At 46.2% G+C, this 18,158-nt stretch carries 20 protein-coding genes; 14 read left to right on the forward strand and 6 right to left on the reverse strand.

Features of this window, described 5'->3' with window-relative positions; all coding sequences use genetic code 11:
• Positions 1–2 precede the first annotated feature (2 nt).
• Genes AC6I1H_RS15850 through AC6I1H_RS15865 form a run of 4 tightly spaced genes read right to left on the reverse strand, consistent with a single transcriptional unit; the run spans position 3 to position 2,149 of the window.
• Positions 3–299, reverse strand: a complete 297-nt coding sequence (locus AC6I1H_RS15850; protein ID WP_497738487.1) for a ferredoxin family protein — start codon at positions 297–299, stop codon at positions 3–5.
• Positions 300–1,682: an FAD-binding protein gene (locus AC6I1H_RS15855; RefSeq protein ID WP_497738488.1), complete on the reverse strand. Its 1,383-nt coding sequence runs from the start codon at positions 1,680–1,682 to the stop codon at positions 300–302. It abuts the gene before it with no gap.
• The gene (locus AC6I1H_RS15860) at positions 1,660–1,884 is read right to left on the reverse strand and encodes a spore coat protein (protein WP_497738489.1); all 225 of its coding nucleotides are present in this window, start codon (positions 1,882–1,884) and stop codon (positions 1,660–1,662) included. The genes AC6I1H_RS15855 and AC6I1H_RS15860 overlap by 23 nt, the downstream gene beginning before the upstream one ends.
• 52 nt (positions 1,885–1,936) lie before the next feature.
• Positions 1,937–2,149: a ferritin family protein gene (locus AC6I1H_RS15865; protein ID WP_497738490.1), complete on the reverse strand. Its 213-nt coding sequence runs from the start codon at positions 2,147–2,149 to the stop codon at positions 1,937–1,939.
• A gap of 205 nt (positions 2,150–2,354) precedes the next feature.
• On the opposite strand from AC6I1H_RS15865, the gene AC6I1H_RS15870 reads away from it, so the two are divergent.
• From AC6I1H_RS15870 to AC6I1H_RS15935, 14 genes are all read left to right on the forward strand, one after another.
• Positions 2,355–2,618 carry a YgaP family membrane protein gene (locus AC6I1H_RS15870; RefSeq protein ID WP_497740831.1) on the forward strand — a complete coding sequence of 88 codons (264 nt, stop codon included), beginning with the start codon at positions 2,355–2,357 and terminating at the stop codon, positions 2,616–2,618.
• 103 nt (positions 2,619–2,721) lie between these two features.
• On the forward strand, positions 2,722–3,078 hold the full coding sequence (locus AC6I1H_RS15875; protein WP_497738491.1) for a winged helix-turn-helix domain-containing protein: 357 nt from the start codon (positions 2,722–2,724) through the stop codon (positions 3,076–3,078).
• Positions 3,071–4,300: a cysteine desulfurase family protein gene (locus AC6I1H_RS15880; protein ID WP_497738492.1), complete on the forward strand. Its 1,230-nt coding sequence runs from the start codon at positions 3,071–3,073 to the stop codon at positions 4,298–4,300. Before AC6I1H_RS15875 ends, AC6I1H_RS15880 begins: the two co-directional genes overlap by 8 nt.
• Before the next feature lie 17 nt (positions 4,301–4,317).
• Complete coding sequence (thiI, locus tag AC6I1H_RS15885; protein WP_497738493.1) at positions 4,318–5,475, forward strand: tRNA uracil 4-sulfurtransferase ThiI; 1,158 nt, start codon at positions 4,318–4,320, stop codon at positions 5,473–5,475.
• A gap of 368 nt (positions 5,476–5,843) precedes the next feature.
• Positions 5,844–6,161 (forward strand): (2Fe-2S)-binding protein, encoded by a 318-nt coding sequence (locus tag AC6I1H_RS15890; RefSeq protein ID WP_120766217.1) that lies wholly within the window; start codon positions 5,844–5,846, stop codon positions 6,159–6,161.
• Positions 6,158–7,252: an NAD(P)/FAD-dependent oxidoreductase gene (locus AC6I1H_RS15895; RefSeq protein WP_497738494.1), complete on the forward strand. Its 1,095-nt coding sequence runs from the start codon at positions 6,158–6,160 to the stop codon at positions 7,250–7,252. Before AC6I1H_RS15890 ends, AC6I1H_RS15895 begins: the two co-directional genes overlap by 4 nt.
• Positions 7,249–7,758, forward strand: coding sequence for a 4Fe-4S binding protein (locus AC6I1H_RS15900; protein ID WP_497738495.1), 510 nt, complete (start codon positions 7,249–7,251; stop codon positions 7,756–7,758). Before AC6I1H_RS15895 ends, AC6I1H_RS15900 begins: the two co-directional genes overlap by 4 nt.
• A 2-nt stretch (positions 7,759–7,760) precedes the next feature.
• Positions 7,761–8,024: a (2Fe-2S)-binding protein gene (locus AC6I1H_RS15905; protein ID WP_497738496.1), complete on the forward strand. Its 264-nt coding sequence runs from the start codon at positions 7,761–7,763 to the stop codon at positions 8,022–8,024.
• Complete coding sequence (locus AC6I1H_RS15910) at positions 8,021–9,214, forward strand: NAD(P)/FAD-dependent oxidoreductase (RefSeq protein WP_497738497.1); 1,194 nt, start codon at positions 8,021–8,023, stop codon at positions 9,212–9,214. Before AC6I1H_RS15905 ends, AC6I1H_RS15910 begins: the two co-directional genes overlap by 4 nt.
• A gap of 12 nt (positions 9,215–9,226) precedes the next feature.
• Positions 9,227–9,928, forward strand: coding sequence for an aspartate/glutamate racemase family protein (locus tag AC6I1H_RS15915; protein ID WP_497738498.1), 702 nt, complete (start codon positions 9,227–9,229; stop codon positions 9,926–9,928).
• A gap of 230 nt (positions 9,929–10,158) precedes the next feature.
• On the forward strand, positions 10,159–11,409 hold the full coding sequence (locus AC6I1H_RS15920) for an ROK family transcriptional regulator (protein ID WP_497738499.1): 1,251 nt from the start codon (positions 10,159–10,161) through the stop codon (positions 11,407–11,409).
• A gap of 93 nt (positions 11,410–11,502) precedes the next feature.
• Complete coding sequence (locus tag AC6I1H_RS15925; protein ID WP_497738500.1) at positions 11,503–13,023, forward strand: tagaturonate reductase; 1,521 nt, start codon at positions 11,503–11,505, stop codon at positions 13,021–13,023.
• A gap of 213 nt (positions 13,024–13,236) precedes the next feature.
• Positions 13,237–14,724, forward strand: coding sequence for a UxaA family hydrolase (locus tag AC6I1H_RS15930; protein WP_497738501.1), 1,488 nt, complete (start codon positions 13,237–13,239; stop codon positions 14,722–14,724).
• Positions 14,725–14,765: 41 nt separating this feature from the next.
• Positions 14,766–16,460 carry a B12-binding domain-containing radical SAM protein gene (locus tag AC6I1H_RS15935; RefSeq protein ID WP_497738502.1) on the forward strand — a complete coding sequence of 565 codons (1,695 nt, stop codon included), beginning with the start codon at positions 14,766–14,768 and terminating at the stop codon, positions 16,458–16,460.
• On the opposite strand, the gene AC6I1H_RS15940 is transcribed toward AC6I1H_RS15935, so the two are convergent.
• On the reverse strand, positions 16,457–17,251 hold the full coding sequence (locus tag AC6I1H_RS15940) for an ABC transporter ATP-binding protein (RefSeq protein ID WP_497738503.1): 795 nt from the start codon (positions 17,249–17,251) through the stop codon (positions 16,457–16,459). The two genes, AC6I1H_RS15935 and AC6I1H_RS15940, sit on opposite strands and share 4 nt — an antisense overlap.
• On the reverse strand, positions 17,238–18,155 hold the full coding sequence (locus AC6I1H_RS15945; protein ID WP_497738504.1) for an ABC transporter permease: 918 nt from the start codon (positions 18,153–18,155) through the stop codon (positions 17,238–17,240). Before AC6I1H_RS15945 ends, AC6I1H_RS15940 begins: the two co-directional genes overlap by 14 nt.
• Positions 18,156–18,158: the final 3 nt, after the last annotated feature.

Genomic DNA, 18,158 nt, shown 5'->3' on the forward strand with positions numbered 1-18,158 from the left:
CATCAACCATATCTGTACAGCACTCCGTACCCTCCTGCAGGGAAGCGCCAGTCTATGTTGCCGTGGGGACAGCCGTAAGGGCATGCCCCGCACTCCACGCAGCGGGCATAGGTTATCTGTATTTTCATGGCATCATCGTCCCAATAGAAGACTCTGGTAGGACAATAATAAGTACATGGTTTGTTTTCACATTGTTCACTGCAAAGGCGGAGGTTTCTTATGAAAATATGTGACACTCCGTCGGCTTTTATTTTCACAAGATCAAGAAGGATATCCGCATTTTTTATGAAATTATCCATTTAAAATACTCCCCAGTGAAAAAATCCTTGATATACGTCGGCAAGTGTTTTAGGCAGAGGTTGCAGATTTGCGATTTTGGCGATGATTTTTTCAAATTTTTGATTGAATGGAAGCATATCCACCGTAAAGTATTCATAAGCCATGTCGTTGGCGGCTTTGGTCAAAAGAAAATCCGCATCTGGATACCGCCTGTAATAATCTTTTGTACCTCTGTCCGCCTTTATATCGTGCATGAAGAAGCTGCTCCTGACTTTCTTTTCATAAGCCGCGAGAGACTCGGAAAAGTTATGAGCAGCTTTAGCCTGGGCCGCGGTTTCGCCGGCAAATTTCCCCGCCAGCATTGCCAGGTCTGTCCCCCTGCGGCCTACAATCATTACCGCTGCATCGCCGGTCACCATCAATCCGGGGGCGGATAAACGGGGGACCTGCCCGTAGCCGCCCTTGGGAATGGTATGAGCCTGAAATTCCATGGTTTTTGCACCTTCAATGAGTCTTTTGATAATTGTGTGGCTTTTTAATCTCTGCATCAGCATAAACGGGTTTAAACCTTTTTCGATTATCTGATTTAAGTATGCTCCCACCATGATGGAAATACTGTCTTTGTTTGTAAAAACGGCACCTTTGCCGATGGCACCGGAGGAGGGATATCCTACCATGCCGAGGATGGCCCCTTCACCCTTTTCCAGGTTGAACCTCTCTTCAATCTTGTCGGAAGGCAGCTCCACGATTTCCTTGACATAAAGGGTCAAACTATCCGGAGTTATTTTTTTTCGAAGCCCGGCAATTTCCGCTAGATTACCGGTAACTCCTTCGGCGAGTATGACTATATCAGAATATATCCTGTCTCCGCTTTCCAGCAGCACTCCGCCGACTTTACGATTTCTAGCGCCGTATTCTTCGTAAATTAGGTCTTTTACAAGAGCATTGGTAACGAGGCGCGCACCGGCTTTTTGGGCCTTGTCTGCCAACCACCGGTCAAATTTGGATCTGAGCGCGGTGAACTTATTATACGGAGGTTTAGCGAATCTGAGGCCCGTAAATCCTATCTTTACTGCGGAGTCGTTATCCAGAAGCCATAATTCTTCACTTGTTACGGGGCGCTCAAGAGGAGCTTCTTCCCAGAAAGCGGGGACAATAATTTCTGTCGGCTGACGGTATATGGTGCCGCCAAAGACATTCTTTGCCCCGGGGTATTCTCCCCGTTCCAAAAGCAAAACGGACATATTGTTTTCGGCCATAGTTAAGGCAGCGGAGCTTCCGGCGGGTCCTGCTCCCACTACTACGGCGTCATACCTGTCATTGCCCATGGTTTCACCTCTGATGGCGGGAGAACAATCTCCCGCCGCATTGTCGAAATACTTATTGAGGATTGTACCATCCACGCTGGTTCATAGCATCGAAAATCATCTTGGCATGCTGCTGTTCTTCATCCTGAATCTGGCGAAGGGCGTTTCTCACGGATTCATTAGCGGACTCCATTATGGCTGTTTCATAAGCGCCCGATACGTATTTTTCCGTCATGAGCATGTCATTCAGTATGTCCCTGTCTGCGGTGGTCCCCACAGTTTTTTGTTGTAATGTCATATTATCCCTCCTATCATAGATGGTCTGTGTATTGAGCTTGCGTTAGTTTAAATTAGCGCCGCTCGGCCGCCTGAACTCCCCCTTGCTGCAGAAGTTTTGTCAGCGTATCCGCGTGCTGCTGTTCACGATTGGCAAGATTCTTAAACATTGAAGCAATTTCGGTGTCCTGTACCTGGTTGGCATAATTGTTGTACTTCATGATGCATATTTTTTCATGGCTTATGGCGTCCTGCAACTGTAATTTTTCCTTTTGAGTTAACTGCAATATGATCACCTCCCGGAAAATATTTATTCCGTTCTTATTGTTTCCTCCTGATGTGTTGCTATACTTGTGGAATAAATTAACAAAAATACAACTTTCATGTTCAGGCTTAAAAAGATTTGTCGTGCAAATAATAATATTGATAGCTTTAAAGCTTAATTTGGCAAGCTTTAAACTGAAAAAATAGGCTAAAAGGAGGAAATGTGTGATGAAAATAGGAAAAAATGTGGGAATGCTTGACAGTTACCTGAGATTGACGCTGGGATTTTCGATGCTAGGCTGTGGAATAGCTAAAAAGTCCGACTTGATGATTCTGCTGGGTGCGGGAAAAATAGCCGAGGGCATCACCAGATTTTGTCCTATGCTGTATGTGCTTGGGATTACCACTGTAAACAACAGGATAGAGCATATGGAAAAAAAACCAGGCTTGAAACTCCAGAGCAGGAAGCCTGAAATGATTCAGGCTGAATGACATCAATTTTAAAGTTGAAAAAAAGTATTCAGGCTAAAAAGACTATGATATAATTAAGATAAAACTGAGAAGAAGCAAGGAAGGTTAAACCGGGGGAGGAAAAATGGAATTAAAATATAAAATCTGGCTGGAGGCAGACGGAAAACAGGTATTTGGAGACGGAGTATACCGCCTCCTGGTACTTATAGAAAGACATGGTTCTATAAATCAGGCAGCCCAGGCGGAAAAAATGTCTTACCGGCAGGCCTGGGGCAAGATAAAACAGATTGAAGACCGGCTTAAAGTCAAGCTGCTGGAGCGGCGCAAAGGGGGAGAATCCGGAGGAGGAGCGAATCTTACCCCTCAGGGCAGGATGCTTGTAGAAGTGTATGGAAAATTATTGGAAGATATGGATATGCTACTTGAGCCGGTATCAAAAAAGCTTGAAAAATACTTGCATGCAGGTGATTTGAATGCGTGAGATTTATCTGGACAACAGCGCTACCACCAGGGTGTCGGATCGGGTGGCTCAGACCGTATATGAAGTTATGACAGAACAATATGGAAATCCATCTTCCCTTCACGGCAAGGGAATTGAGGCGGAAAAACTGATGCGAAAGGCAAGGGAAACCATCGCACAGGCCCTCGGAGTAAAACCAGCGGAGGTTTATTTTACATCCGGAGGCACTGAATCCAACAACCTTGCCATAAAGGGAGCGGCATACAGTATGCAGAAGATGGGAAAACATCTCATCACCACCACCATAGAACACCCGTCGGTGCTTGATACCTTCAAAGAACTCGAAAATGAAGGGTTTCAGGTTACATATCTTGACGTAAATAAAGAAGGATTTATAGATGTCGAGGAATTGCGGGAGGCATTAAGACGCGAAACCACCCTGGTAAGTATCATGTATGTGAACAATGAGGTGGGTTCCATACAGCCTGTAGAAGAAGCCGCAGCTTATATTCATCGTAATAAAAGCACCCTTTTTCACGTGGATGCGGTGCAGGCTTTTGGAAAAATTCCGCTGGTGCGCGCTCTTAAAGGAATTGATATGCTTTCCATAAGCGGACATAAAATATACGGCCCAAAAGGAATCGGAGCTTTATTCGTGAGAGAAAATGTGAGGTTACATCCTCTGTTCAACGGCGGCGGGCAGGAAAAGGGCGTAAGGTCCGGCACCGAAAATTTGCCGGGTATTGCAGGCCTTGGTGTTGCCGTGGAAGATGCGATGAACAACCTTTTTGAATGGCGAAAGGCTATGGAGGAATTAAAAAAAAGGCTTTGCGACAGAATCTTGCAGGAGATACCCGACACGGTCCTGAACGGACCGCGCAGAGATTGTTCCCGCGTGTTGGCAAAAACTTCCATAAAATCTGATATAGAAGGCTCCGGTGTATCTCTTAATGTAAATGCCGCAGCTCCGCATATCTTGAATATCTCGTTTCTGGGCGTCAGAGGCGAAATTCTCCTGCATGCCCTTGAGGCCCACGGCATATATGTTTCCACAGGTTCCGCCTGCTCTTCCCACAAATCGGGCAAAAGCCATGTGCTGTCCGCTATGGGAAAAAAAGCCGAAGAAATCGATGGAGCCATACGCTTCAGCCTTTCGCCTTTTTTATCGATTGACGACATAGACTATACGGTGGAAATTCTAAAAAAGGAAGTGGCGGAAATAAGAAAATTTGTGCGAAAGTAAAATTATGGAGGTATAAGATGTCAAACCTATATCTGGTAAGTTTCGGAGAAATTGCGCTCAAGGGCGAGAACAGACCGTTTTTTGAAAGGATATTGATTCAGAGAATAAAACAGGCGCTCAGTAATTTTGAAAATATCTTCATCCGTAAGACTCATGGGAGAATTTACTGTTTTGTGGACGGCCCAAAAGAAGAAGTCATAGGCCGTTTAAAAAAGGTTTTCGGCATTGTGGCCATAAGTCCAGCATACCCTTGCGAACTTGATATGGATTCCATAAAAGCTGCTGCTCTTTCGGCTTTAAAAGAAATGGACTATAATGGGAAGACATTTAAGGTGGAAACGCGGCGCCCCAATAAATCTTTTCCGCTGAAATCTCCCGATGTGAGCCGGGAGGTGGGGGCGCATATTTTGAAGAATTTTAAGGGAATAAAGGTTGATGTTCATCATCCGGATATCGAAGTGGATGTGGAGATAAGAGAAAAAGGATTCGTATACTGCGAAAGGATACCTGGCCCCGGAGGATTGCCCCTGGGAAGCAACGGCAAGGCGGTGCTGCTTTTGTCAGGTGGTATCGATAGCCCCGTAGCGGGTTATATGATAATGAAGCGCGGTGTTGAGATAGAACCGGTTTATTTCCACAGCTTTCCCTTTACCAGCGACAGGGCCAGGGAAAAGGTCATAGATCTGTGCAAGGTCCTGGCCGAGTACTCCGGTAGATTGAGGCTTCATGTGGTGAACTTTACCGATGTCTTGAAAGAGCTGGGGAAAAAGGGGCCCGATGAGCTTCTTACTATCCTCATGCGCAGGATGATGGTGAGGATTTCCCAGGAAATAGCGGCCCGGGTTGGGGCAAAAGCCCTAATAACCGGCGAGAGTGTGGGGCAGGTGGCAAGTCAAACTATGGAAGCATTAATCGCCACAAACGAAGTGGCCAAAATGCCGATCTTCCGGCCTGTAATAGGATTTGATAAGGTGGAGATTATGGACCTGGCCAAGAAAATAGGCACCTACGACATTTCCATTGAGCCATATGCGGACTGCTGCACAGTATTTGTCCCCGAGCATCCCAAAACTCGTCCGGAAATTGATGCGGTGCATGAAGCGGAGGAAAAGTTTGATATAGAGGAATTGACTAAGACTGGCCTTGAGGATGTAGAAGTAATCGAAGTTGTATGATAAAAATTATGGTCACGGCTTCTATCTCGTTCCGGAAGGGGTATGAATACCATAGGGCTTTATGGGAAATATAACTAAATATCATATTGTGCAGGAGAGCTGGAAATTTCTAAACACTGTTTCTAATATATATAATAATATTTCTAAAAATAAGAAGGCCTTTTTCTACAGCGGCAGCAGCCGCTTTTTTTGATTTTAATTGTTTTCCCTGTTGACGCTATTACGGGAGGCATATTATAATGTTTCTAAATATTAAAATCCTCAGGATCATAGGAAGCAGCAGGAAGACAAAAAATCCCGGGTACATTTCTTGCAATGAAAGATACAGAGCCTGGTTTTGACATATTGGCGAATCTGGAGGGATAAAATTGCGTGTACTTCATCATCCCATCCTGGGAGATGAAACCAGGGTGTGTAATGCCACTATCACGGTGGATGGCAAGCAAATCCCCGCTATTGAAGGTGAGCCCATTGCGGCGGCGCTTCTTGCGGCGGGTATCAAAAAATTCCGGGAGACGCCCAAACATCATAAGCCCCGGGGCATCTTTTGCGCCATCGGAAGATGTACCGACTGTATAATGACCGTGGACGGCATCCCTAATGTTAGGACATGCGTCACTCCCGTTCGAGATGGCATGGTCATAAAAACCCAGAAAGGACTGGGAGAATGGAGAGATGCCCGATGAATACTACCGAGATAGCAATTATAGGGGCAGGACCCGCGGGGCTTTCCTGCGCGGTGGAAGCCGCCAGGGCCGGGGTAAAAGTTACGGTTCTCGATGAGAATCTAAAACCCGGAGGCCAGCTTTTTAAGCAGATCCACAAGTTTTTTGGATCCCGGGAACACAAGGCAGGCATAAGAGGATTCCGCATAGGAGAGCAGCTCTTGGAAGAAACCGAGAAACTTGGTGTGGAAGTGCTTTTAAATTCCACGGTCTACGGGTTGTATGAGGATAAACTCATTGCCTATATAAAGGACGGCAGAGATCATACATTGAAGGCAAAGAAGATAGTAATAGCCACCGGGGCATCGGAAAACGCCCTGGCTTTCCCGGGATGCACCCTGCCAGGCGTCATGGGAGCAGGAGCCGCCCAGACCATGATTAACGTAAACAGGGTGCTGCCGGGGCAGAAGATTATTATGGTGGGTTCCGGAAATGTGGGACTCATAGTTTCATACCAGCTCATGCAGGCTGGCGCCGATGTGGTGGCCCTCATAGAGGCTGCGCCCAAAATAGGTGGATACGGGGTTCATGCAGCCAAGATACGGAGGGCTGGAGTTCCAATCTTTGTATCAACAACCATTAAAGAAGTGCTGGGAGAAGAAAAGGTTGAGGGTGTCATTACCGTGGAGCTGGATGAAAAGTGGAAACCGGTGGATGGCACAGAAAAGCAGTTCGAGGCTGACACCGTATGCCTGGCGGTGGGGCTCTCGCCTCTTACCGAACTTGCCTGGATGGCCGGCTGTGAATTTACCTATATTCCTGCACTGGGAGGTCATGTGCCCATCCATGACAGGAACATGGAAACCACTCTGCCGGGAATATATGTGGCAGGAGATATCACCGGGGTGGAGGAAGCCTCTTCGGCCATGGAGGAAGGTCGCCTCGCCGGGGTGGCTGCTGCGGAAAGCCTCGGATATATCGACGCGCAAAAAGCGGAAGAATTGAAGAAGGAAATCTGGGAAAGGCTCAATGCCCTGAGGACAGGCCCCTTCGGAGAAGGAAGATTTTCGGCGAAATTAAAACAGCTAAATGCAAGGAGGTTGCTGGCATGACACAAAAAACCGGCGTAATATACCAGGGATACCCTTCCGAGCAGGAACTCTCGAACGCGCCGGGGGTTCCTTCCGATGAACGCATCAAAAGGGGGCCCGTAGCATTTATAGAGTGCGTGCAGGAAATTCCCTGCAACCCATGCGAGGAGGCATGCCCTTACGGAGCCATAACCGTTGGCAAGCCCATAACTAATCTGCCCAAACTGGATGAAGAAAAGTGCATCGGGTGCGGCACATGTATAGCCGTATGTCCCGGTCTTGCTATATTTATGCTGAATGGATCAAAGCAAAAGGCTGAAGTGAGCTTTCCGTACGAGTATTATCCGCTTCCGCAAAAGGGAGATGTAGTGGACTGTGTGGACCGGGAAGGCAAACTCGTGGTAAAGGGTACGGTGCTCCGGGTGGTAAAATCCCCCAGGTATGATGCCACAGCTGTACTAACGGTGGAAGTGCCCATAAAATATATAAAAATTGTTCGCAGCATAAAAAGGCTGGGGAGGTCCTGAAAATGAAAGAAGAATATATTTGCCGGTGTGAGGAAGTAACACGGGAAGAGATAGAAAAAGCCATCACTGACGGAGCTACCACCCTTTCGGGGATAAAAAAAAGGACCAGGGCCGGCATGGGTCTCTGCCAGGGTAGGACCTGTCGTCGGCTTATCACGCAAATGCTGTCTAAAGTGAAGGACCCGGCGGAGATAACGCCGCCCACATCCAGACCTCCGGTAAGGGCTATTAAAATCGGGGAGATAGTGGAGGGAGAAGACGATTGAAAAAAACAGCGGAGATCGTAGTAATAGGCGGAGGCGTCATAGGCACCTCCATAGCCTATTTTCTTTCAAAAAGAGGCAAAAAAGTCGTGCTGGTAGAAAGAGATGACCTGGCTTCGGGTTCCTCAGGCGCCTGTGACATAGACATAATCCTCCAGTCCAAAAACCCCGGCATTCACCTGAAACTTGCCATGGCCAGCGCTGAGCTTTATAAAGGCCTGTCCCAGGAATTGGATTTTGACATTGAATATGAGAATACCGGTGGTATGATACTCATAGAAGATGAAGAGCAATTGAAGGTAATGAAGGAATTTGTGAAAAAACAGAAGGCTATAGGACTTCAGGTGGAACTTCTGGATTTAAAGGAGGCTTTAAAGCTTCAAGGGGGTCTTGCTCCTCATCTGGTAGGAGCCACATACAGTCCTCAAGACGCCCATGTAAATCCCATAAGGCTATGCCTTGGTTTTGCCCGGGCTGCCGCAAAGTTCGGAGCCGAGATTTACCTGGATACTGCCGTGGTGGATATTAAAGTTGAAAAAGGCAGGGTAAAATCTGTTGTGACAAACCAGGGAGAAATAGAGACCGGCATGGTTATAAACGCCGCCGGCGTGTTTGCGCCGGAGATCTGCGCCATGGTTGGGATGAGCGTGCCCATAAAGCCCCGCCGGGGGCAGATAATAGTCACAGAACCAGTGCCGAAACTAATCATGGGAGACGTGCTCTGTGCCAAATATATCGTAGCAAAATACAATCCGGAACTGCTGGAGAGCTCCGATGATCTCGAAACCCGCCTCGGAGTTGGGTTATCTTTGAGCCAGACCAGAAACGGCAACATACTTATCGGCGGCTGCCGAGAGTTTGTGGGATATAATCGAAGTACCACTCATGAAGTCTTAACCACCATATTAAAACATGCTACAAGGCTGGTGCCGGCTTTAAAGGAAATCCATGCCATCAGGTCCTTTGCTGGACTTCGGCCGTATACGCCGGACGGTTTGCCCCTTCTTGGCCCTGTGGAGGGTATAGAGGGCTTCATCATGGCAGCGGGTCATGAAGGTGATGGAATAGCCTTGTCGCCTATTACAGGCAAGATCATTTCCGATATAATATTGGACGGCAAGACATTTATAGATATAGCACCTTTGAGCCCGGGAAGGTTCGGCAACATGGAGAAAATAAAGGCCGTATCGTGAGGAGGCATTCGGGTGATAGTAAAAGGCGGCAGGACCAATTATGGGGAAGCCATAGGTATCCTCATGCTGGATACAAAGTTCCCCAGGATTCCCGGTGATATTGGAAACGCCCTCACTTTCGATTTTCCGGTAAAATATAAGAAAGTAAAAGGAGCCACATCTCAGAGGGTGGTCCGGGAGGCGGACCCATCGCTCATAGCCCCCTTTATAGAGGCTGCAAGAGAACTGGAAGAGGAAGGAGTATTAGCCATCACTACTAGCTGCGGCTTTCTTGCCGTATTCCACGAGTATCTGGCTGATGCTGTAAACATTCCTGTATTTACATCCAGCCTCCTTCAGGTGCCGATTGTCTATAGAATGTTGAAAAAAGGGCAAAAAGTGGGAATCATGACCGCCAGCAAACCCCACCTTACAGAAAAACATTTTAGGGGCGTGGGGATAGAAGATATACCCATGGTGATATATGGGATGGAGGATCAGGAGGAATTTCCGGCGGTGTTTCTGGACCAGAAGGAAACCCTGGATGTGGAGAAAGCGGAAAACGAAATGGTGCGGGTGGCGGAAAAGATGATTGGCGAAAACCATGATGTAGGAGCAATAGTTTTCGAATGCACCAACATGCCGCCATTCCGCAGGGCAGTCCAGCAGGCGGTAAATCTTCCGGTGTTTGATATTGTAACGCTTACAAATTATGTGTACAGTTCTATAATGTAATTGTTCGGTCTTATAAGTAATGTGTATATAAAAGAGGGCAGCCAACCTCTTTTTTATTTTTTTCTTTAAAATTATTTTGCCGGCAGGAATTTTTATATTTATGTAGAATAGTAATATATAGATAATTAATTAACTTAAAAAAAGAATGTTGCGGGAAAACACCAATTGCTCGGAAATACCGACATTAAACGGTTACATGAAATGAGTATAACATGATAAGGTGAAAAATAATGCCGAAATGGCCTGGAAATAGTAAGTACGTTAAAAAACTTAACCGCATGACTGTTTTGAATATAATAAAAGATAACGAATCCATATCCCGTCAGCAACTGGCAAGGATGACCGGACTCACGCCCCCGGCAATAACCCAGATAATCAGGGAACTTATTAATATGGGCTTTGTGAAGGAAGTGGGGTTGGAGAAATCCTGCGGCGGCAGAAGACCGGTACAGTTACAATTTAACCCAGAAGCAGGTTTTGTGTTGGGTCTGGAAGTAACCAGGCATGAAACCACTCTTGGCATAGCGGATTTAAAAAACCACCCGACGGATATCCAGACTTTTGAACTGGACATGACAGACCCTGAAGCCGGCATTCACCAACTGTCAGAAACTATAAGGCAGGTTATAAATAATTCAAAATATCGGGATAAAAAATTTTTGGGGCTGGGGGTCGCTTTTCCGGGGCTGTTGAACTTAAAAGAAGGCATAGTTAAGCGCTCCATAAATCTGGGGCCCAAATGGAACGGGTTCCCTGTAAAAAGTGCCATCGAAAGAGAAATCGGCCTTCCGGTCTATATAGAAAACAATTCCAATGCGTCGGCATTGGCGGAAAGATGGTTTGGGGGAGGGACCGAATGTTCAGATTTAGTTTATATTAATCTCGGAGAAGGCATCAGCGCCGGCATCATTATGGATGACCGGATACTACAGGGGTTTCAGGGCCATGCCGGTGAAATCGGCCACATTGTCATGGTTGAAGGTGGCCCCCTGTGCAACTGCGGCAACCGTGGGTGCCTGGAGAGCATATGCGGGATTCCGGCGATTGTCAGGAAAGCTGTATCTGAAATGCCGTTTATAAAAGAAGGTGACCCGCTCAAAGAGATATGGAAAATAAACGGGAAGATTTCTATAAATGACATATTAAAATCGGCTTCGATTGAAGGAACTTATTCCAATGAATTGCTCAAACAAATGGGTAAATATGTGGGCCTTGCAGTAGCGGATGTGATAAACCTATATAATCCCGGGGCGGTTTTCATAGGCGGAAAGATGGCAAAAGCGGCATCAGCCTTCATGGATATCTTAAAGCAAACGGTGAATTCGCATGCTTTTCCAGAAATAGCGGGGTCCACAGAAATAAAACTTTCGGCCCTTGACGGAAACTCCGGGGTGATAGGAGCCTGCGCCCTGGCGCTGCGGGAATTGCTAAAACCAAACTCCAGTATTTTGGAAGACATGCAAGCTTATGCAGACAAATAAGAGATATACTATAGCAATTACTCTGTATGCTCATGATTATGTAAAAAAATAAAAAGTTGAGGTTATAATAAAAAATTTCTGGAGGGATGTAATATGCCAAAATTGAACAAAGAATTATTAAAAAGCGGATTCAAATTTCCGGAAGATTTGCAAGTACAGGAGTTTCCGGAAAACCTGCCGGAAAGGGTGATCCAGTTCGGTGAAGGCAATTTTTTAAGGGCATTTGTGGACTGGATGTTCCATCAGATGAACAAAAACAAATTGTTCAATGGGCGCGTTGTAGTTGTTCAGCCCATAGCCGAAGGCCTGGTACCAAAAATAAATGAGCAGGATGGCCTTTATACCCTGATACTGAGGGGTTTAAAGGAGGGCAGGCCCACTGAGCTCAAGGAAATAATCAGCTCCGTAAGCAGAGGAATCAACCCGTATAAGGACTGGGATTCATACCTCAAATGTGCCGAAGACCCAAATATTGAATTCGTGATTTCCAATACCACCGAGGCCGGTATCGCCTACGATAAAAACGATAGCCTGGAAAACAAGCCACCGGTATCCTATCCGGGCAAGCTCACGGCATACCTTTACCACAGGTTCCGGCATTTCAACGGAGATGCTGCCAGGGGCATGGTAATAATTCCCTGCGAGCTTATCGACAGGAATGGCGATAACCTGAAGAGGATTGTCCTCCAGCTTTCCGACGACTGGAACCTTCCAGAAGAATTCAAAAAATGGGTAAATGAGCACAACACCTTTTTAAATACCCTTGTGGATAGAGTTGTGACGGGCTACCCAAGGGATGAAATAAAAGACATACAGGCAAAACTCGGCTATGAAGATGAACTAGTGGACACGGGAGAATTGTTCCACCTGTGGGTAATCGAAGGCCCCAGGGAGCTTTCCGAAAGGCTGCCCTTCACAAAGGTTGGGCTCAATGTTATATGGACTGATGACATGACGCCTTACAGGACCAGAAAAGTGCGCATTTTAAACGGCGCCCATACCTCTTCGGTGCCGGCCGCATTCCTGTATGGTCTTGAGACCGTAGGCGAAATGATGGACCATGAAGTCATGGGCAAATACACAAGACAAATCATATATGATGAAATAATTCCATCTATAGACCTTGATAAGGGAATGCTCACAGAATTTGCCGATTCGGTGGTGGAGCGCTTCCAGAATCCGTATATAAAGCATTACCTTATAAGCATTCTCCTGAATTCATCTTCTAAGTTCAAGACAAGGGTTTTGCCTTCTATATTGGAATACAAAAAATTGAAAGGTGTACTTCCAGAAAAGCTCACCTTCTCACTGGCGGCCCTCATCACCGTTTATAAAGACGGCCGTGTGGAGGGCAGCGCCATGAAGGCCAGGAGGGAAAAGGGCGAATTCACCATGAAGGATGACCTCCCTGTCCTGGAATTTTTCGAAGAAACGTGGAGGAGCTTTGATGGAAGTAGGGAGTCTGCAGTAAAAGTTGCGGAAAAGGTTTTAGCGAATACCTCCATGTGGGGCGAAGACTTGAACAATGTGGAAGGCCTTGCGGAGAAAGTTGGCGATTATCTGTACCAGATTGCAAAGGATGGCGTACAAGCTACGGTAAAAAAACTTATTTAAGATTTTATGTAAAAAGTTACATTTGATGACAAGTTAAAATCTGGATTTTGCCCCTTTAAGAAATAGAAGACGTGGGTCGGATTAAGCAGGATTTGCCTTTTCGGCAAATCCTGCTATTGGAAAACTGATATAGTAACTATAAACTACTAATATCAGAGGTGAGAAGTATTACATCTAACTTCTCGCTTCTCACCTCACACAGGGAGGGTTTCGATGTCAATATTAAAGATTCATGAGAGGGACAATGTGGCAGTGGCCGTCGATGATATAAAGAAGGGAAAGATCCTGACCATAGGGTCTTTATCCATTACAGCCCTTGAGGATATAAGCAAAGGGCACAAGATGGCCGTAAAGGATATACAAAAAGGCGAAAATGTTATAAAGTACGGTTTCCCTATCGGCCATGCCATTTCCGGTATAAAAGCCGGTCAATGGGTGCATTCTCATAACCTAAAGACAAATCTCGGCGAAATTCTGAATTATGAATATCATCCGGAATTAAAACACCAGGCACCGATTAAATGTAATAAGACATTCAGAGGGTATCGCCGCAAAGACGGGCGGGTAGGAGTTAGAAACGAAATCTGGATAATCCCTACAGTAAGTTGTGTCAATAGAAATGCCCAGATAATTGCACGGCAAGCTTCGAAAGAATTTTTGGGGGCCGGGAATATCGAAGGAATATATGAATTCACGCATCCCTACGGATGTTCTCAATTGGGACAAGATCATCTAAATACTCAGAAGATACTGGCCGACCTGGTAAACCATCCTAACACCGGCGGAGTGCTGGTGCTGGGCCTCGGATGTGAAAACAACAACATCCCGGAATTTAAGAAAGTGCTGGGAAAGTATGATTCAGAAAGAGTGAAATTCCTGGTAGCTCAGGAAGTGGAAGACGAGATTCAGGAAGGCGTAAGACTTATAGGCGAGCTTGTAAAATATGCTTCTCAATTTAATAGAGAAGAAATTTCTGTATCGGAACTTACCGTAGGCCTAAAATGCGGAGGGTCCGACGGCTTTTCAGGCATTACCGCCAACCCTCTGGTGGGGAGCTTTTCCGATAAACTCATATCTTGCGGTGGGAGCACGGTGCTTACGGAAGTGCCGGAGATGTTCGGAGCCGAGATTCTTCTCATGAATAGGGCCAAAAATTTGGAAGTCTTTGAAAAGACAGTAAAGCTCATCAATGACTTTAAAGAATATTTCATGGGATATAACCAGCCCATATATGAAAATCCTTCTCCGGGCAATAAAAAAGGTGGTATCACTACCCTGGAGGAAAAATCCCTGGGATGTACCCAGAAGGGCGGCACAAGCAATGTGGTGGATGTGCTGGAATATGCCGAAACCGTAAAACAAAAGGGATTAAACCTTTTGAGTGCACCGGGCAACGACATGGTAGCCTCTACTGCGTTGGCGGCATCGGGATGCCAGATAATCCTGTTTACCACCGGCAGAGGAACTCCCCTGGGGACTGCAGTTCCTACTATAAAAATCGCCACCAACAGCGATATTTTCAAGAGGAAATCCCACTGGATGGATTTCGACGCGGGAAGGCTGCTTACCGGAGAATCTATGGAAAAACTTACTGATGAACTCATGGAATATGTAATAAAAGTAGCTTCGGGTATGCCTACAAGGTCTGAGAGAATGGGATTTAGAGAAATAGCCATATTTAAAAACGGGGTGACTTTGTAAATGTAAGAGCGTTCCAACTGCCGCCTGGGAGGGCAACGAAGGTGAAAACACTTCTTGTGGGTATTAACGCTAAATTTGTCCACACCAATCTCGCCATAAGGAACATAGCGGCATATTGCAAGGGAGAAGAAATTTTGCTGTATGAGGCAACAATAAATGACGATATGGATGATGTGCTGGAAGACCTGGTCTCCTGTGAAGCGGATTTGATTGGCTTTTCATGCTACATCTGGAACATTGAGCAGGTGCTTTACCTGGCCGAAAATATCAAAAAGATAAGGCCAGAGACTATGATAGTACTGGGAGGGCCGGAGGTTTCATATGACGTCCCCGCCATAATGGAGAAAAACGGGTATATTGACTGCGTCATTCTCGGGGAGGGGGAGGAACGCTTCAGGCGGCTGCTCATGGCTCTGAAAAGGAGGGGAACGGTCGAGACCATAGATGGAATAGCTTTCAGGGAAAATGGAAGAGTGACAGTAAACCCACCCCTGCAGGATTGCCTGGATTTAAACAAAATCCCCCTTTCATACGGCGAGGAGGAAGACCTGAGCAACAAACTGGTGTATTATGAAACATCGAGAGGCTGCCCTTTTAACTGCGCCTTTTGCCTTTCTTCTCTGGAAAGAAGCGTGCGAAAAGCGGATCTTGATAAAGTGAAGAGGGATTTTGAATTTTTTGCAAGAAAAGGTATCAGTGTGGTCAAGCTGGTAGACCGTTCCTTCAATTGCGATGCAGAGAGGGCCGTTAAAATCCTTGATATAATACGCACTCTGCCCGGAGAGACGGTCTTTCACTGCGAGATAAACCCCGAGCTGGTGGATGACCGGTTTATAGAAAGCCTGAAAGGCCTTGAGAAAAGGCTCCGGTTTGAGGTGGGGGTTCAAACCACCAACCCCGAGTCCCTCAAGGCCGTTTCAAGGACGGCGGATGTTGAAAGGACGCTGAGAGGCATAAAATTGCTGAAAAAAGCCGGCATAAAACTTCACCTGGATTTGATCGCCGGCCTGCCCCATGAAGATTTTTCAAGCTTTACCCGCTCTTTCAATGAAGTGTACAGCCTGGGCCCCGAGGAGATACAGCTGGGGTTTTTGAAACTTCTGAAAGGAACACGCCTGCGGAGGGAGGCGGAAGAATACGGTATCCGCTACCGCTCAAAACCGCCCTACGAAGTTTTGTACACCCGGGATATGGCGTATGAAGAGCTCAGAATCCTGAAGGGGATTTCAAAACTGCTGGAGAGGTTTTACAATGACGGCAGGTTTCAACATTCCCTTTCTTATCTAATAAAAAAATTCAAGAGTCCTTTTGAAATGTATTTATCATTTTACGACTACTGCAACAAAAAAGGCTTCCTGAGGCGAAGCCTTTCGCTGAGATCGCGGTATGAATTGCTCTTTGAATACGCCCGCACGCTCGATGTTGACCATGAATTGTTCAGAGATCTGGTCAATTTCGACTTCTTGTTTCATAACGGTAAGGAGGCCCCGCCGGTTAATACACGCAGACCCGGAAACAAACGCCTTATGGAAAAGGTCCGGGCTTATGCAGGCGACCGCAAGTGGCTTGAAAACTATTTTCCGGAGGCACAGGTAATGCCGGCATATGAAGTGGTAAAACATGCCGTAGTAGGATATTTTAAACACGACGTTCCGGAAAATACCGATTGTAAAGAAATTGGAATCATATTTTTTCGAAAAGATGGTGAAACACGTTATGCAAAGTTTCCACTTTAAGCTAGCATCATCCTGTCTTCCGCAAATTTTTCGCCCTGGAGCTGTTCGAATTTGTTCAATAGGCGCGGGATGGTCATGGATGTTTTCTCTTCGCCTCTTATATCCAGCACAATCCTGCCCTTGTGCATCATGATGAGGCGGTTGCCCATCTTGATAGCATGTTCCAGGTTGTGGGTCACCATGATTGTGGTGATTCCTTCCCTTTCGATGACTTCTTCTGTCAGCTCATTTACAAGCATAGCTGTCTTGGGGTCTAGAGACGCCGTGTGCTCATCAAGAAGAAGAAGTCTTGGTTTTTTCATAGTAGCCATGATAAGAGTTAGAGCTTGCCGCTGTCCGCCGGATAATAGCTTAACTTTTGTACTCAATCTGTTTTCAAGCCCCAAAGGAATGGTTGAAAGATATTTTGAAAATAATTTCCTTTTTTCTGCGTTGAGTCCCCACCTTAAAGAGATATTCTCTGCCCTGGAAAAAGCCAGGGAAAGGTTTTCTTCAATGGTCATGGAAGGTGAAGTGCCCAGCATGGGGTCCTGAAAAACCCGGCCTATGAATGCCGCCCGCTTATATTCCGGCAGCCCGGTAATATCACTGCCGTCCAGATAAATTTTTCCACCATCGATGGGGAAAACCCCTGCTATGGCGTTAAGCAGGGTGGATTTACCTGCACCATTACTGCCGATGACAGTGATAAAATCTCCGTCCTCCACTTTCAACGAAAGGCCGTTAAATACCTGATTTTCATTGGGGGTGCCGGGATTGAATGTCTTTGAAAGATTTTCAAGAACCAGCATATATATTACTCCTTTTACGATTCAGTGATTTTTTGAAGCGTGGTGCCGTAAGGGCTAATATTACGACCAGGGCTGTCAAGAGCTTCAAATCTGACGCTTGGGCAAGTCTGAAAGATAGTACCAGTGAAATACTGAACCTGTATAAAAAGGAGCCGAACAACACGCCCAAAGTAGCGATAAAGATCGATTTTTCACCTAGCAAGGCATCGCCGATTATGACAGAAGCAAGGCCGGCTATGATGGTCCCAATGCCCATCCCCACATCAGCAAAACCCTGGTACTGGGCCACCAGAGCTCCGGACAGGGAAATCAATGCATTGGAAAGAGATAAGCCTATTCTCTTCGTCATGTCGGTATCTACGCCCTGGCTACGGATCATCTGGGGATTATCGCCGGTAGCTCTTAAGGAGAAACCCAGCTGAGTCTTCAAAAATGCATCTAAAAGCACTTTAATAATAAGAACGACGATGATAAACAGGATAAGGTACATATATTGTACCGGAAAACCGGGAAATATTTTTTTAGCGGCATCCTGGATTATAGAAAAAACAGTAGGTTGGTTTAACAGCGGAATATTCGGCCTTCCCATAATTCTTAAGTTTATGGAGTACAATGAAGTCATGGTAAGAATGCCTGCCAAAAGGTCGCTTATTTTACCTGATGTATTTAAAATCCCCGTGACATAGCCCGCCAGAGCTCCCGCCAGGATTGCCGCAACGGTGGCGGTAAATGGGCTATGGCCGCCCACGATGAGTGAAGCGGCCACTGCAGCTCCCAGCGGAAAACTACCGTCAACTGATAGATCAGCAAAATTTAAGATTTTAAATGTGATGTATACTCCCAGGGCCATTATGCCAAAGACAAGGCCCTGTTCGATGGACTTTAACAACATTGTTTGCCACATTAA

It is taken from the genome of Biomaibacter sp. TOL (genome assembly GCF_059717795.1).